The 13,768-nt window shown below is 67.7% G+C and carries 16 protein-coding genes and 1 tRNA gene; 5 read left to right on the top strand and 12 right to left on the bottom strand.

Annotated elements, in window-relative coordinates; translation table 11 throughout:
* Nucleotides 1-36 precede the first annotated feature (36 nt).
* The gene (locus HCT51_RS01210; RefSeq protein ID WP_166876064.1) at nucleotides 37-705 is read left to right on the top strand and encodes a hypothetical protein; all 669 of its coding nucleotides are present in this window, start codon (nucleotides 37-39) and stop codon (nucleotides 703-705) included.
* Here the strand turns inward: HCT51_RS01210 and HCT51_RS01205 are convergent.
* The 5 genes from HCT51_RS01205 to HCT51_RS01185 all read right to left on the bottom strand — a co-directional run bounded on the left by HCT51_RS01205 (nucleotide 702) and on the right by HCT51_RS01185 (nucleotide 4,921).
* Complete coding sequence (locus tag HCT51_RS01205) at nucleotides 702-1,250, bottom strand: GNAT family N-acetyltransferase (RefSeq protein WP_166876067.1); 549 nt, start codon at nucleotides 1,248-1,250, stop codon at nucleotides 702-704. The two genes, HCT51_RS01210 and HCT51_RS01205, sit on opposite strands and share 4 nt — an antisense overlap.
* Nucleotides 1,247-2,407: a flavin-containing monooxygenase gene (locus HCT51_RS01200; RefSeq protein ID WP_166876070.1), complete on the bottom strand. Its 1,161-nt coding sequence runs from the start codon at nucleotides 2,405-2,407 to the stop codon at nucleotides 1,247-1,249. Before HCT51_RS01200 ends, HCT51_RS01205 begins: the two co-directional genes overlap by 4 nt.
* A complete protein-coding gene (locus HCT51_RS01195) occupies nucleotides 2,404-2,721 on the bottom strand; it encodes a hypothetical protein (RefSeq protein ID WP_166876073.1) in 318 nt (105 codons plus the stop codon). The genes HCT51_RS01200 and HCT51_RS01195 overlap by 4 nt, the downstream gene beginning before the upstream one ends.
* Nucleotides 2,722-2,813: 92 nt before the next feature.
* Complete coding sequence (locus HCT51_RS01190; protein ID WP_166876076.1) at nucleotides 2,814-3,257, bottom strand: YbhB/YbcL family Raf kinase inhibitor-like protein; 444 nt, start codon at nucleotides 3,255-3,257, stop codon at nucleotides 2,814-2,816.
* Nucleotides 3,258-3,283: 26 nt separating this feature from the next.
* A complete protein-coding gene (locus HCT51_RS01185) occupies nucleotides 3,284-4,921 on the bottom strand; it encodes a LuxR family transcriptional regulator (protein WP_166876079.1) in 1,638 nt (545 codons plus the stop codon).
* 186 nt (nucleotides 4,922-5,107) lie between these two features.
* On the opposite strand from HCT51_RS01185, the gene HCT51_RS01180 reads away from it, so the two are divergent.
* Nucleotides 5,108-5,407, top strand: coding sequence for a hypothetical protein (locus HCT51_RS01180; protein ID WP_166876082.1), 300 nt, complete (start codon nucleotides 5,108-5,110; stop codon nucleotides 5,405-5,407).
* 17 nt (nucleotides 5,408-5,424) lie between these two features.
* On the opposite strand, the gene rplA is transcribed toward HCT51_RS01180, so the two are convergent.
* The 5 genes from rplA to HCT51_RS01155 form a co-directional block, all read right to left on the bottom strand.
* The gene (rplA, locus tag HCT51_RS01175) at nucleotides 5,425-6,114 is read right to left on the bottom strand and encodes a 50S ribosomal protein L1 (protein WP_166876085.1); all 690 of its coding nucleotides are present in this window, start codon (nucleotides 6,112-6,114) and stop codon (nucleotides 5,425-5,427) included.
* A 95-nt stretch (nucleotides 6,115-6,209) separates the two neighbouring features.
* Nucleotides 6,210-6,641 carry a 50S ribosomal protein L11 gene (rplK, locus tag HCT51_RS01170; protein ID WP_166876088.1) on the bottom strand — a complete coding sequence of 144 codons (432 nt, stop codon included), beginning with the start codon at nucleotides 6,639-6,641 and terminating at the stop codon, nucleotides 6,210-6,212.
* 90 nt (nucleotides 6,642-6,731) lie between these two features.
* Nucleotides 6,732-7,667, bottom strand: a complete 936-nt coding sequence (nusG, locus tag HCT51_RS01165) for a transcription termination/antitermination protein NusG (RefSeq protein WP_166876091.1) — start codon at nucleotides 7,665-7,667, stop codon at nucleotides 6,732-6,734.
* Between the two features lie 74 nt (nucleotides 7,668-7,741).
* Nucleotides 7,742-8,020 carry a preprotein translocase subunit SecE gene (gene secE, locus HCT51_RS01160; RefSeq protein WP_166876094.1) on the bottom strand — a complete coding sequence of 93 codons (279 nt, stop codon included), beginning with the start codon at nucleotides 8,018-8,020 and terminating at the stop codon, nucleotides 7,742-7,744.
* Between the two features lie 61 nt (nucleotides 8,021-8,081).
* A tRNA-Trp gene (locus tag HCT51_RS01155) sits at nucleotides 8,082-8,154 on the bottom strand.
* A 185-nt stretch (nucleotides 8,155-8,339) separates the two neighbouring features.
* Between HCT51_RS01155 and HCT51_RS01150 the strand changes: the two genes are divergently transcribed.
* The gene (locus HCT51_RS01150) at nucleotides 8,340-9,569 is read left to right on the top strand and encodes a pyridoxal phosphate-dependent aminotransferase (protein WP_166876097.1); all 1,230 of its coding nucleotides are present in this window, start codon (nucleotides 8,340-8,342) and stop codon (nucleotides 9,567-9,569) included.
* 186 nt (nucleotides 9,570-9,755) lie between these two features.
* On the opposite strand, the gene HCT51_RS01145 is transcribed toward HCT51_RS01150, so the two are convergent.
* Both HCT51_RS01145 and HCT51_RS01140 read right to left on the bottom strand, forming a co-directional pair.
* Complete coding sequence (locus tag HCT51_RS01145) at nucleotides 9,756-10,400, bottom strand: LuxR C-terminal-related transcriptional regulator (RefSeq protein WP_166876100.1); 645 nt, start codon at nucleotides 10,398-10,400, stop codon at nucleotides 9,756-9,758.
* Nucleotides 10,397-11,521 (bottom strand): ATP-binding protein, encoded by a 1,125-nt coding sequence (locus tag HCT51_RS01140; RefSeq protein ID WP_166876102.1) that lies wholly within the window; start codon nucleotides 11,519-11,521, stop codon nucleotides 10,397-10,399. Before HCT51_RS01140 ends, HCT51_RS01145 begins: the two co-directional genes overlap by 4 nt.
* Nucleotides 11,522-11,649: 128 nt before the next feature.
* Here HCT51_RS01140 and HCT51_RS01135 point away from each other — a divergent pair, with 128 nt between their 5' ends.
* Both HCT51_RS01135 and HCT51_RS01130 read left to right on the top strand, forming a co-directional pair.
* Nucleotides 11,650-13,251, top strand: a complete 1,602-nt coding sequence (locus tag HCT51_RS01135; RefSeq protein WP_166876105.1) for a PspC domain-containing protein — start codon at nucleotides 11,650-11,652, stop codon at nucleotides 13,249-13,251.
* Complete coding sequence (locus tag HCT51_RS01130; protein WP_166876108.1) at nucleotides 13,248-13,499, top strand: hypothetical protein; 252 nt, start codon at nucleotides 13,248-13,250, stop codon at nucleotides 13,497-13,499. Before HCT51_RS01135 ends, HCT51_RS01130 begins: the two co-directional genes overlap by 4 nt.
* Nucleotides 13,500-13,768 lie beyond the last annotated feature (269 nt).

Here is a 13,768-nt window from a genome sequence, read left to right as displayed (position 1 = left end):
AGTAGAGTGCGGGAACTCCTCACCAAAGGCGGTGTCATGGAACACGATCCTCGGATTGCGCGCTCGAAGATGCGGGCGTTTGCGCAACTCAGTGCGGTGACCGGAATCATTGCGGGCCTGTTCCTGCTGGGGTATTACACCTTCGGCGACCCGTTTCCCCTCGTGCCGACCGGCTGGTCGTGGGCCGGTTTCTTCGGCAACTTCGCCAGCGTCGCCTCCCTGATCGCGTTGATGCCGGTCGCCTTCGCGCTGTGGGTGCTGCTGCCGGCCAGTCGCACCCTGCGAGTCTGGACCGTGCTCGGTGGAGCCTCGATGGCCCTGATCGCCCTCAGCTGCTTGCTGCTCGTGCTGCGCCAGATCGACTTCCAGGTGCAGGGTGTGACCTTCGCGATCTGCATCGCGTTCGTCTTCGGCTGGCAGTTCGTGGTCAGCCAGCAGGCCAGACGACTGCAGCCGGAACAAGACGGGCTGCTCTGGCGGTGGGGTTCGGCGCTGGGCTCCATCGGGATCGCCGCCGAGGTGGTGCTCGCGTCGGCTTTGCTGCTGCCCTGGGGTTCCGCCGCCCAGCTGCTGGTGCTGACGGTGGGCGGCGTGCCGAGCGTGCTCAGCTGGTTGGCGCTCCCGTTGTGGACGCTGGCGCTCTCCCGCGACGACTTCGCCGGCCGGGCGGTGCCGCTGCCGAGAGGGCGGGCGGCCGCCTTCTAGAGCACGCGCTCCCGCACGAAGTCTTCGTGCCATTCCGAGCCGACCAGGAAGCGCTTCTCGCCCACCCTGGTGAACCCGTTCTTCTCGTAGAACCGGTTGGCGCGTTCGTTCTGCTGGTTGACCCCCAGCCACACCGCGACGGCGCCGCGCTGGTGGGCCATCTCGACGCTCTGGGCGATCAGGTGGGATGCAACTCCGTGTCCGTGCTGGGTGGAGAGCACGTAGCACTTGCTCAGCTCCGCGGTCGGTCGCACGGTGATCGCCTTGGCGACATCCGCATCCTGCGGCTCCCCGAACACGAGCATGGTGTACCCGGCGACGACGCCGTTCACCTCGGCGATGAGCAGCGCCCGGTCGGGATCGGCGAGATGGAGCCGAAACTTCTCTTCGGACAGGTGTTCCGCGATGAACGCATCGATGTCGGGCTGCTGGGTGCCGGGAGGGCAGGCGAGCGCGAACGTCTCCCCCGCGACGACGTGGAGGGCAGCGGCATCCGTTGGCTCGGCGTGGCGCACCGTGATCGTTGACGTCTCGTGAGTGCTCATACCCTTTCGAGCTTACGGCTCCGCAGCTGCGTGAACGACGGCGCGCCGAGGGTCGCGTCACGCCGGCGGTGCACCTGCCGCGCGATGTAGCGGGCGTCCCGGCCGACGCCGGGGAGAGTCGCAGAGACAATCGAGAACAGCAATTCCTGCCCGAGGAAGTACAGGCCGGGAACCGTGCTGGAGACCCCGCGGCGCTGCGCGAGCCGACCCTCCGAGTCCACCGCCGGAAGGCTCAGCCAGCCGTACTCTTCGGCATACCCCGTGCACCAGATCACTGCAGAGGGGTTCAGGATGTCGCCATCCTCGGTCACCGGAAGGCCGTCCCGCACGTCCGCGATGCGGGCCGCGAAGCGCACTCCGGCGCGCTCGAGATCCCGACGCTTGGTGCGAATCAGCGGTGTCGCCTCTCGCTCCAGTATCGGCAGCACCCGTCGGCCGATCGGCGAGCGATGGTTCAGCACGTGCAGGCCGACGAAGCGAATGACAGGCAACGCGAATCGAGCCGCGGTACGCCCATGGCGGATCGGCAATTCCCTGCCGGGCCGCGCGGCCAGCACGGTGGGATGTGTGCGGCTCACCTCGAGCGCGATCTCGGCGCCGGAGTTGCCCAACCCGACCACCAGCACCTCACCGGGTGGCAGCTGATCCGGGTTGCGGTAGGCGATGGAGTGCAGCTGGGTGATCGTCGGCGCCAACCGGTTTGCGAACGCCGGGATTCTCGGCACCTGGTAGCTGCCCGTCGCGACGACCAGGTTGCGCGAACGCCACCGGTGACCGGCGGCCTCGAGCACGAAGAAGGGGCCGTCCCGGTGCACCCCGTCAACCCGCACCCCGTTCCTGATGGGAAGCTGCTCGCGTTCGGCGTAGGCCTCGAGGTAGGCGGCCTGTTCGTCCTTGGTGGGGAACGCCAGCCGGTCACCGGGGAATCTCATGCCCGGCAGCCCGTCGAACTTGGCGGGCGTGAACAGCCGCAGCGAGTCCCAGCGTTGCCGCCAGGCGTCGCCGACGCGGTCGTTCGCGTCCAGCACGACGAAGTCGTCGCCGTGCCGGGCCAGATAGTGGGCGAGGGCAAGCCCCGCCTGACCGCCACCGATGATGGCGGTGTCCACCGTTTCCGGGTTGGCGGACGGGTGGACAGGGGGTGTGTGAGTAGTCATGATGCGTGCTCCAGAATGTGCAGAGTGGGTGCCTCGACCGTTCCTTCCGCACGGTCGCGGGCGTGATATCGCAAGAACCAGGCGAGCATCAGAGCGGATGCCACAACGTAGAAGCCGTGCAGCAGCCAGATCGGTCCGGTGGGAAGGCTGGCGACATAGGCCGTGTGCACCAGGTTGGCGAAGTTCGTCAGGGCGAGGTTGCTCAGGCTGTACGAGGCCAGGTCGCGGGTTCTGGCGGCCTTCGCGAGCATGGGCAGCATGCTCGCGGCAAACAGCACCGTGGAAATGGTGCCGGCGATGATCGGGAGGTTCATGCCAGCAACATTAGGAACGCAACTGCCAACGTTCGTCGGCCGAATCACCCATTTCGCGCCGGGGCGGCGTGGGTAATTCTGCGCATACGGCCCTACCCGCGCGCCTTGAATGTGCCAGACAGCGTCGCGGCGTCGAGGGTGTGCCCATTCACCGCCCGCTCGAACGCAGGCAGCGAGACCCCGGCGGCCAGATCGAGGCGATCGGTGTCCAGGGCGTACAGCGTGAACTCGTATGTGTGCGTGCCCGACGGCGGAAACGGCCCGACATACCGCGTCAGCTCCCGGGAGCCCTCCGGCATCCGACCGGATCCCGAAGCGTCGTCATCCAGAGCCGTGACCGTGCCCGGGATGTCGCAGGCCAGCCAGTGCACGTACACGTTGCCGGGTGAGATTCGATCCAGAGCCGATAGAGCGAAGGATCGTGTGCCAGCCGGAACGCCGGTCCACGACAGCGACGGAGACGCGTTGCCCGCTCTCTTGCCGTGCCGCTCCGGGATCGGCTGCGCCGAGGCGAATGCTGACGAACTGAGTTCCATGCCGGCTCCAATCTCGGGAAGAGCAGTTACGACACCAACTGGTGCTCGTAGGCGTACGCCGTCGCCGCCGCCCTCGACGGCAGGTCGAGTTTCGTGAAGATATTGCTCAGATGGCGCGCCACGGTCTTCTCGCTCAGGTACAGCCGCTCGGCCACCTGACGGTTGGTGAGCCCGGCCGAAACCAGCCGTAGCACCTCGATCTCCCGGGCGGTGAGCGGACCTCGGGCGTCCTCCTGGTGAGCGCGCGCCAGGGCGTCGAGCTCGGCGAGGGCAGGCTTTGCACCGAGTTCGGCGAAGATGCTGCGGGCGGTGTCGAACTCCATGACGGTCGAGTCGTCGTCGCCGAGGGCACGGCAGGCGCGTCCCATCAGCATCCGGCACTCGCCTTCCTCGTATGGCGCCTCGAGTTCGCGCCAGAGCAGCACGGCCCCGCGCAGCCTGCCAAGCGCGTCGCTCGGCCTGCGCTCGGCGACCAGCACGGCGCCGTCGGTCTGGGCGGCCGTGGCCAACAGCAGCGGCATGGGATTCTGTTCCGCGATTGCCGCGAACTCGTCCGCCGCAGCCCGTGCTCCCGCGACATCCGCGGCCGCCAGCATGATCTCGGCCATCGCCGGCAGCAACTGGCGGCGGGTCGCGGGGTCGGCACTGTCCGCCGCGCGCTGGATCTGCGACTGCGCCTGGGCCACATTGCCGCGTGCGAGCTGTAGCAGCGCCAAGCCTGGCTGCGGATCCCATCCCGATCGGCCGGCTTCCCGGAAGCACAGCTCCGCGGCGTCGAACTCGCCGCGTCGGCGAAGCACCTCGCCCTGTTGATAGAACGCCCCGAAGCCGGCGGCTCGGTCGCCGCGCCGAAACAGGTCTTGCGCCGTTTCGGCGGCCACCAGGGCCTCGGCCCACGCGCCATGCAGTAAGAACAGGGCCGCGCGATGTGCCTGGCACTGCCCGCTGAAGTTCACCAGATCCGGCTGGGTGTCGCACCAGTGGTCGAGGGCGAGGGTCCACTCGTATGCGCGGCGCACGTCGAACGCCAGGTGGCAGGTGCCGATCACGGCGCAGTAGATGATGCCAGACGGGATCGGCGACACCTCACCGGCGGTGACCGAGACCATCGCCTCATCGAGCGCGCGAAGACCCGTGGTCACATCGCCGAGGATCACGGAGGCCTGCCCGTACCCCAGCCGACCGAGGGCGAGCAGGTCGGGGTCATCGAACCGCGCACCGATCTGGGCGGCCCGCTCGAACAACGCCAGGGCGCCTGTCGCGTCTCCGGAGCCATACATGGTGACCAGTGCGGCGCCGATCAGCGGCATCCCCGGCAGGTAGTCGTCATCCGGGTCCTCCTCGACGAGGCGTTGCGCTCGGGCAAACCACCCGGCGCTTTGCGCGCGGTCACCCGAGTTCTGGAATTGCAGGCCGAGCCAGGACGCGGCCCGCACCGCGCCGCGGAGGTCGCCCGCCGCCAAATACTTCTCGTGCGCGCGGGTGAGGAAATCGGTACCTGCCACGACGTCACCCACCATGGTGGCCGACGTCGACAACCGCATCATGTCATCGGCGGCGAGTGCCTCCGAGCGGTCAGCGTCGGCGAACCGGGCGACGGCCTCGGTCCACTGACGGTCGACGTACGCGGCGCGACCGCGATCCAGCTCGGTCGCGGATGTCATGATGCTTGCTCGCCCATGATGCAGGTCGCGGCGGGAGGGCCTGCACCCGCCGTTCACGGTCAGGGTACTGCCGACCACCGGGGGCTGCAACCGGGCAACCTAAGCCGAAACTTCACAGAGGGTTGCCACGCCCGGCATCCCCCGGCACAGTTTAGAGCCAGGCTGGCTGGCGAAGGAGAGGGATTCATGGGGCTCTATGAAGTGATCATGGAAGTGATCATATTTTTCGGCGCGCTGTTTATCGTCGCCACCCTCATCCTGCTCGTGTACCTCATGCCGTTGCTCTGGGTGATCGCCGACCTCATGCGCGACCCTTCGCTGAGCGGCTGGTACCAAGCGCTGTGGATATTCTTCCTGCTCCTGGTTCCCCTCCTCCCGGTGCTCGCGTATCTCATCACGCGCGGCTCCGGGATGGACGATCGCAAGCTGGCCGAGCACAACGAAAGAAGGGCCCGCCAGATGGCGGACCCTTCTCTGTCTAACTGAGCGCTGTTAGCTGTTAGCTAGATGGCGTTGACGTCCAGCGGGATGCCGGGGCCGAACGTGGTCGACAGGGCGCCCTTCAGCACGTAGCGGCCCTTCGAGCTCGACGGCTTCAGACGCACGATCTCGTCGAGAGCCGACTTCAGGTTCTCGTCGAGCTGCTCGGCGGTGAAGTTCGCCTTGCCGATCACGAAGTGCACGTTGGAGTGCTTGTCGACGCGGAACTCGATCTTTCCGCCCTTGATGTCGGAGACAGCCTTCGCGACATCCGGGGTCACGGTGCCGGTCTTCGGGTTCGGCATCAGGCCGCGCGGGCCCAGCACCTTACCGAGGCGACCGACCTTGCCCATGAGCTCGGGGGTCGAGACTGCCGAGTCGAACGAGGTGTAGCCGCCGGCCACCTTCTCGATCAGCTCGTCGCCACCAACCTCGTCGGCGCCGGCTGCGATAGCAGCCTCGGCCGCGGGGCCGGTTGCGAAGACGATGACGCGGGCGGTCTTGCCGGTACCGTGAGGAAGAATGACGGTGCCGCGGACCATCTGGTCAGCCTTGCGGGGGTCGACGCCGAGCTTCAACGCAACCTCAACGGTCGAGTTGGGCTTGGTCGCACCGGTCTCGCGGGCAACCGCGACGGCCTCGGTGGGGGCGTAAAACTTGCCGGGCTCGAGCTTCTCGGCCGCGGCGCGGTAGGCCTTGGACTTCTGTGCCATGTTGTTCTCCTAAAAAGTGAGTTCGTGGGTAACGAGCCAGGCGGGCTCTTCCACTTTGCGACCCCGCTTGGCGGGGCCTGAGGTTCTGGTGCCGACTACGCGTCGACCGTGATGCCCATCGACCGAGCGGTGCCGGCGATGATCTTCTCGGCGGCAGCGATGTCGTTGGCGTTGAGGTCGGCCTGCTTCTGCTCGGCGATCGCGCGAACCTGGTCGCGGGTGAGCTTGGCAACCTTGACGGTGTGCGGGGTGGCGGAACCCTTGGCGACGCCAGCCGCCTTCTTGATGAGCTCGGCTGCCGGAGGAGTCTTCAGGATGAAGGTGAACGAGCGGTCCTCGTACACGGTGATCTCAACCGGGATGACATTGCCGCGCTGCGACTCGGTCGCCGCGTTGTACGCCTTGCAGAACTCCATGATGTTCACGCCGTGCTGACCCAGGGCCGGGCCGATGGGCGGGGCGGGGTTCGCGGCGCCGGCGTTGATCTGAAGCTTGATCAGACCAGTAACCTTCTTCTTCGGTGCCATTGTTCTTCCTTCTTATTGGTGTTCGAGCAGCCGGAATTCCGGACCGCTCTCCCGCGAACCCGGGCGGGTTGCGGTGGTTTAGGGGAGCTCTTAGAGCTTGGTGACCTGGTCGAAGCTGAGCTCGACCGGAGTCTCACGCTCGAACAGCGACACGAGCACGGTGAGCTTGCCGCTCTCCGGCTTGATCTCGCTGATCGTGCCGGGAAGGCCGGCGAACGAGCCTTCCTTGATGGTGATGGTCTCGCCGACCTCGAAGTCGATCTCGGCGGGGATGACGCGAGCCTGCAGCTTCTGGCCACCCTTGCCTGCCGCGCCCTTCGCGGTGGGAGCAACCTCGACCTGCACGAGGCTCTTCAGCATCGAGAAGGCCTCTTCGAAGCGCAGCGGGGTGGGGTTGTGCGAGTTGCCGACGAAGCCGGTGACACCGGGCGTGTGACGCACGACCGACCAGCTGTCCTCGTTGAGGTCCATGCGCACCAGCACGTAGCCGGGAATGCGCACCCGGTTGACCAGCTTGCGCTGACCGTTCTTGATCTCGACGACGTCTTCCATCGGCACCTGGACCTCGAAAACGAAGTCCTCCATGCCGAGGCTGACGCGGCGGTTCTCGATGTTCTGCTTGACGCGCTTCTCGAACCCGGCGTAGGAGTGAATGACGTACCACTTGCCGAACTTCGCACGGAGTTCAGCGCGGAACTCCTCGTACGGGTCAACCTCTGCGGCCTGCTCGTCCTCGGTGGCTTCGACGGCGGCTTCCGCCTCGTCGAGGGAGTCGACATCGAGGGCGTCATCGACCACGGAGTCGGCTTCGGGGTCCATGGCGGCGTCGAGGTCATCGAGCAGACCGCTCAGGTCGCCCTCCTCTTCGACTTCGCCCTCTTCGAAGACGTGGATGGCCTCGTGCTCGGCGGAATCGACGGATCGCTCATCCGCGGCGAGCGTGTTGCCCTCCTGAGCCTCGTCCTCTTCGGACGACTGCTCGGCGGCAGTCGCGAGGTCGATGTCGCGGCGCTCTTGTTCAGACACTGGATCTCATTTCAATTCTGGTGATCACCGCGGTGCAGCCAGTACGGCGCAGCCAGCGATGAGCGGGAAGTTGTTTAGTTGATTGGGCCGTCGCCGAACACGTACGACACCAAGGTTCCGAACCCGAGGTCGAGCAAGGAGACCAGCGCCATCATGATGACAACGAACACCAACACGACGCCGGTGTAGCTCAGCAGCTCTTTGCGGGTCGGGGTGACAACCTTTTTCAGTTCGCCGATGACCTGACGGAAGAACAGTGCAAGCCGAGAAAACGGACCGCGGCGTTCGGCGCGTTCCTTTTTCGCGTTGGCGACGACATCCTCGCTGGGTTCGTCGATAACTTTCTTGGCCATCACTACCTTCTGACGTCTGTCACGGGTGTTAAGTCCTCCGCGAGCTTCGCGAAGTAACTTGCAGGGCGGACAGGACTCGAACCTGCAACCTGCGGTTTTGGAGACCGCTGCTCTACCAATTGAGCCACCGCCCTTTGCGCGTTGCCAAGACAACGCACTCTCAAGGATACGAGTGAAACAGCATAGCTTCGCTACGGTTGGTCAAGGCTGGATTGCCCGAAACAGGCGCGACAAAGCTTGGCAGATTTCAACTACCTCGCCCTAGTGTAGAGGACGCCGGGAGACCACGCAAAAGCGCGCCGATCAGTAGTCTTGACGCGTGCCTGAATTCCCCCGCGTATCCCGTCGTATCGGCTCGATCAGCGAGTCCGCCACCCTCAAGGTCGATGCCAAGGCCAAGGCGTTGCAGGCCGAGGGCCGCCCGGTGATCAGTTATGCCGCCGGTGAGCCCGATTTCGCCACGCCCGACTACATCGTGGAGGCGGCCCTCGCGGCCGTGCACGACCCGAAGAACTACCGGTACACGCCGGCCGCGGGGCTGCCCGACCTGCGGGAGGCGGTCGCGGCGAAGACGCTGCGGGACAGCGGGCTCGCGGCATCCGCTTCCCAGGTTGTGGTGACCAACGGCGGCAAGCAGGCCGTGTACCAGGCGTTCGCCACGCTGCTCGACCCCGGCGACGAGGTGCTGATGCCGGCGCCGTACTGGACCACATACCCGGAGGCGATCCGGCTCGCCGGCGGCGTGCCAGTCGAGGTGTTCGCCGGCTCCGACCAGGGCTACCTGGTCACCGTGGAGCAGCTGGAGGCGGCTCGCACCCCTCGCAGCAAGGTGCTGCTGTTCGTATCGCCGTCCAACCCGACCGGCGCCGTCTACTCGGCCGAACAGACCCGGGCGATCGGCGAGTGGGCGCTGGAGAACGGCCTGTGGGTGATCAGCGACGAGATCTACCAGAACCTGGTCTACGACACCGCGGGCACCCCGTCATCTGCCGAGGTTCCCGGTCACGCCACCTCGATCGTGGAAGCCGTGCCGGAGCTCGCCGACCGCACCATCCTGGTCAACGGCGTGGCGAAAACCTACGCCATGACCGGATGGCGGGTGGGATGGATGGTCGGCCCGACCGATGCGATCAAGGCCGCCGCGAACCTGCAGTCGCACCTGTCATCGAACGTGTCGAACATCTCGCAGCGCGCGGCGCTCGCGGCGCTCACCGGCCCGCAGGATTCGGTGGAAACTATGCGGCAGGCGTTCGACCGCCGCCGCAAGCTGATCGTGTCGGAGCTGAACACCATCCCGGGCATGGTCACGCCGACGCCGGAGGGCGCGTTCTATGTGTATCCGGATGTCACGGGCCTGCTGAACCGCGAATGGGGTGGCGTCACCCCGACCACGTCGCTCGAGCTCGCCGACCTGATCCTCGAGCAGGCCGAGGTGGCCGTGGTTCCCGGGGAGGCGTTCGGCCCGAGCGGCTACATCCGCCTGTCGTACGCGCTCGGCGACGAGCCGCTGCTTGAGGGTGTGCGGCGGCTGCAGAAGCTGTTCAGCTAGCTACTGTTCAGCTAACAGCTGCCCGGCCCCAGCTTGCGTAGAACGGCAGAGATTCGGGGCGGCGCGCCGCTCAACCCTGCCGGCGGACGGCGTGTCGTCACGAAACGCTGCCGTTGTCCGCAGGCTGCCGACTGCCGGACTGCCGGACTGCCGGACTGCCGGACTGCCGGACTGCCGGCTGCCGGGCTACAGCAGCTTGCGCTCCAGCGCCCAGGCGGTCAGCTCGTGCCGCGACGACATCTGCAGCTTGCGCAGCACCGCGGAGACGTGTGTTTCCACCGTTTTGATCGAGATGAACAGCTCGCTGGCGACCTCCTTGTAGGCGTAGCCGCGGGCGATCAGCCGCATCACCTCACGCTCCCTGGCCGAGAGCCGGTCGAGCTCGTCGTCGCGCACCGCCTGCTCCCCCGCGACCGCGCCGAACGCGTCGAGCACGAACCCGGCCAGCCGCGGCGAGAACACGGCATCGCCCGCCGCCACGGTGGCCACCGCGCGCGAGACCTCGGAGCCCGATGACCCCTTGGTGATGTAGCCGCGGGCACCGGCCCGGATCACGCCGACGACATCCTCGGCGGAATCCGAAACGCTGAGCGCCAGGAACTTGACCCGGTCGAGCAACGCCGCGCTGCGCTTCAGCACCTCGGCACCTCCGCCGCCGGCACCACCGGGCAGGTGCACATCGAGCAGCACCACCTCCGGCTCGAGCGACGCGATCAGCTCGACCGCCTCGTCCACGGTCGCGGCCTCACCGACCACCTCGAGCGAGGCGTCGAGGTCGGCGCGCAGCCCAGACCGGAAGATCGAATGGTCGTCGACGATGAGCACTCTCATTTACCGTCTCCCGTCTCGAGGTGCAGGTGGATCTCGGTGCCGGTGTCGCTTGAGGTGACGGTCGCGGTGCCGCCGTGCCGCGACATCCGGCCGATGATCGAGCCTTTCACGCCCAGCCGGCCGTCCGGCACCGCATCGAGCGCGAATCCGGGACCGCGGTCGCGGATGAACACGTCGAGGGCGGATGTCGACAGCTCGACGTACACGGACACGTCGCCTCCGGCGTGCCTGGCCGCGTTCAGCATCGCCTCCCGGGCGGCGGCGAGCACCGGCGGGAAGGTGCGATCGGTGAAGTCTCCGGTGGTGACGATGTCGAAGCGCACCGGCAGCTGCAGCTCGATCTCGGAGGCGATCTCGCGCAGCTCGGAGGCGAAGTCGCCGTCGCTTGGCCTGGTTCCGGCGAACAGCCAGTCGCGCAGCTCGCGTTCCTGGGCGCGGGCGATCCGGGCGATCTCGGTGGATGCCCCGGCCCGGTTCTGGATCAGGGCCAGGGTCTGCAACACGGAGTCGTGCAGGTGCGCGGCCACCTCGGCGCGGCTCTCCTCGCGCACCCGGGCGCTGCGCTCGGCGATGAGCTCGGTCCAAAGTCGCACCACGTACGGGGCCACCAGCACGCCAACTCCGGCGATGATCATCGCAACCGAGAGCACCGTGGTGAGCACCATCGGCTCCGTGGACAGCAGCAGCACCGCGGTGACCAGCATAAGCGCGGCCGCGACGGTGCGCACGATCACGCCGTACCGCTCGGACCGCTCGGGATCCCGCCGGTCGAACAGCAGGCTCCACGCCACGGCGCCGCCCGCCAGCAGGATCGTCGCCAGCACGAGGAACGCCGCGTCGGCGCCGCTGGCCTCCGCCAGCAGCAGCGAGATGATCGCGGTCACCCCGGCGAGCGCGACCAGGATCGGGGCGGTCGGGAACCGGCGACGAACCTCGCCCGCGGCATCCGGTGCCAGCTCAAGCGGGGTGAGCGCCCAGAGCCACAGATAAAACAGCACACCGGCGCCGCCGAGGAACGCCGCGAGCACCATCAGCAGGCGCACCACGGGCACCGGCACGCCGAGGTGGGCGGCGAGTCCGGCGCAGACACCGCCGATCATCGCGTGACGCGGGCGAGTCATTGGGGCGCGGGCAGGGAAGGACACGATCAAATCCAAGCACGCCGCGGGCGCTCTTCTGACGGGTTTCAGGGTGCGATCAGGGGAAAACCCTATGGCAGCGGATGCCGGGAACCTGCAAGCATCGAACCATGCCCACCGAATCCTTCCCCGAGACGCCGGATGCACCGCAGCCGGGTCCGCAGCCACAGCCGCCGTATTTCTCGCAGCCGCCGCCTGCGCAGCCGGCCAGCAACCGATTCTTCGCCTGGCTCCGAAACCTTGACCTGACACGTCAGCCGGGCTGGATCGGCGGCGTGGCCGCGGGCATCGCCCAGCGGTTGAACATCGACCCGCTGATCGTGCGCGGCATCCTCGTGGTGGTGGGGCTGCTCGGCGCCCCGGTGCTGCTGCTCTACGCCGCCGCCTGGATGCTGCTGCCCGACCACACCGGCAAGATCCACGCCGAGGAACTGAGCCGCGGACGCTTCGAAGCCCCGGTGGCCGGCGCCGGCCTGATGGTGTTGCTCGAGCTGCTTCCCGGCGCGAACGTCGCGCTGCCGTTCGTGGGGCCGATCTTCCCGTGGTGGTCGGTCGACGGCAACTTCGGCGACGTGCTCCGCGTCTTCTGGACCCTTGCCGTGGTGGGCGCCGCAGTGTGGTTCGCGGTGTGGCTGTCCCGCCGGTCGAGCGCGCAGGGATCCGCGACATCCGACCCGTCCGGCCCGACCGTGGTGCCGGCGACCACCGACACCGACCCGGCCACCGTGCCGTACGGCTCCGAGGTGTTCAACTCGGCGGCGTCCACGGTGCCGTTCGGCTCGGCCTCCCCGGACGCCGCCGGCCTGGTGCCGCCCATCGCCACCCAGCCCACCGTGCCGCTGCCGAATGCGGGTGCGGCGCCGACGGATGCCGCGGAGCTCGCCGCCTGGAAGGAACAGCAGGAGCGCTTTAAGCAGGAACGCGACCAGTACGTGCGCGACCAGCGGGATGCGCAGCGCGCCGCGACCGCCGCGCGCGCCGCCGAGCAGAAGCGGGAGCGCGATGCCCGCGCCGCCGCCTACCGGGAGGAGCTCGACCGCACCCGGTCGAACCCGCTGTACAGCCTGATCACGATCGGCGTCGCGCTCGTCGCGGGTGCCGGGGTGATGATGCTGGTCGGCGACGGCACACTCACCAACACCGCGGTGGTCGCCGGACTCGCCACCACCCTCGGCGTGCTCGGCCTCGCCGTCATCGGCAACGGCGTGATGGGCAAGCGCAGCGGTGGCGCCAGCGGCATGGCCTGGGTGGTCGCGGCGGCGTTGATCGCGACATCCGTTCTCTCGATCGGCGGCCGGATCGTGTTCGCCGGCAATCCCGAGTTCGCGCCGCAGTACCGCGACCAGACCAGCGTCACCTACCTGGTCGGCGCCGGTCAGCCTGTGGTCGACCTGAGCGACTACTGGGACGGCGCCCCGCGGCCTGCGGTGCGCGGCAACGGCCACCAGTACGGCTCGGTCACGCTGCTGCTCGGCGCAGGGGACACCACGGTGATTCTGCCCGACGACACCGCCGCCAGCCTCAACCTGCGCTCGGGCGTCGGAGACGCCGAGCTGCGCCAGCCGGACGGCAGCACCGATTCCGGCTTGCAGGGCTTCCATCAGCTGCTTCCGGCCGGCGCCGACTGGGACGAGCTGGCCCGCGAAATTTCACTCACCGTCATGCTGGGCGCCGGCGAGATCACCATCATCACCGAAGGAGAACTGCGATGAAGACCCGGGTTTCCACCATCGTCTGGGGATGCTTCATCCTCGCCGTCGCGGCAGCGTTCCTCGTGGGCAGCCTGGCCGACCTCAGCGCCCTCAACCCCACCGTGCTCGTCGTCGGGGCGATCGGCGGGATCGGCGCCGTGCTGGTGCTCGGCGGCATTCTCGGCCTGATCCTCAAGACGGCACGCCCCGGTTCGGCGAGCGCCGAGGCGGGGCCACGGCCCGAGTCTCGGGATCAGGACCGTCTCTGAGTGGGCACTGACGGTCCCTGGTGGGGCGAGCATCCCACCAGCAGGTCGCTGATCTGGCCCGGTTTGTGAGGTCTGGCGTTTAGTCCTTCCGAAGCGTCGGGAAGGACCAAATGGCTCACTTGAGAGCAACTCGGCATCGCACGCCGCCTGCGGCCCACGTGAGGTCTGCCGTTTGGTCTTTCCCACTCGCCGGGAAGGACTAAAGGGCAGACCTGAGCGGCACTCGACGGCAGCCCGGGGGTTGGCGTCGGGGTCGCCGTCGGCATCGG

Origin of the sequence: Salinibacterium sp. ZJ450 (assembly GCF_011751885.2) — a bacterium.
GTDB lineage: Bacteria > Actinomycetota > Actinomycetes > Actinomycetales > Microbacteriaceae > Ruicaihuangia.
This window is presented reverse-complemented; position numbering and strand designations above follow the sequence as displayed.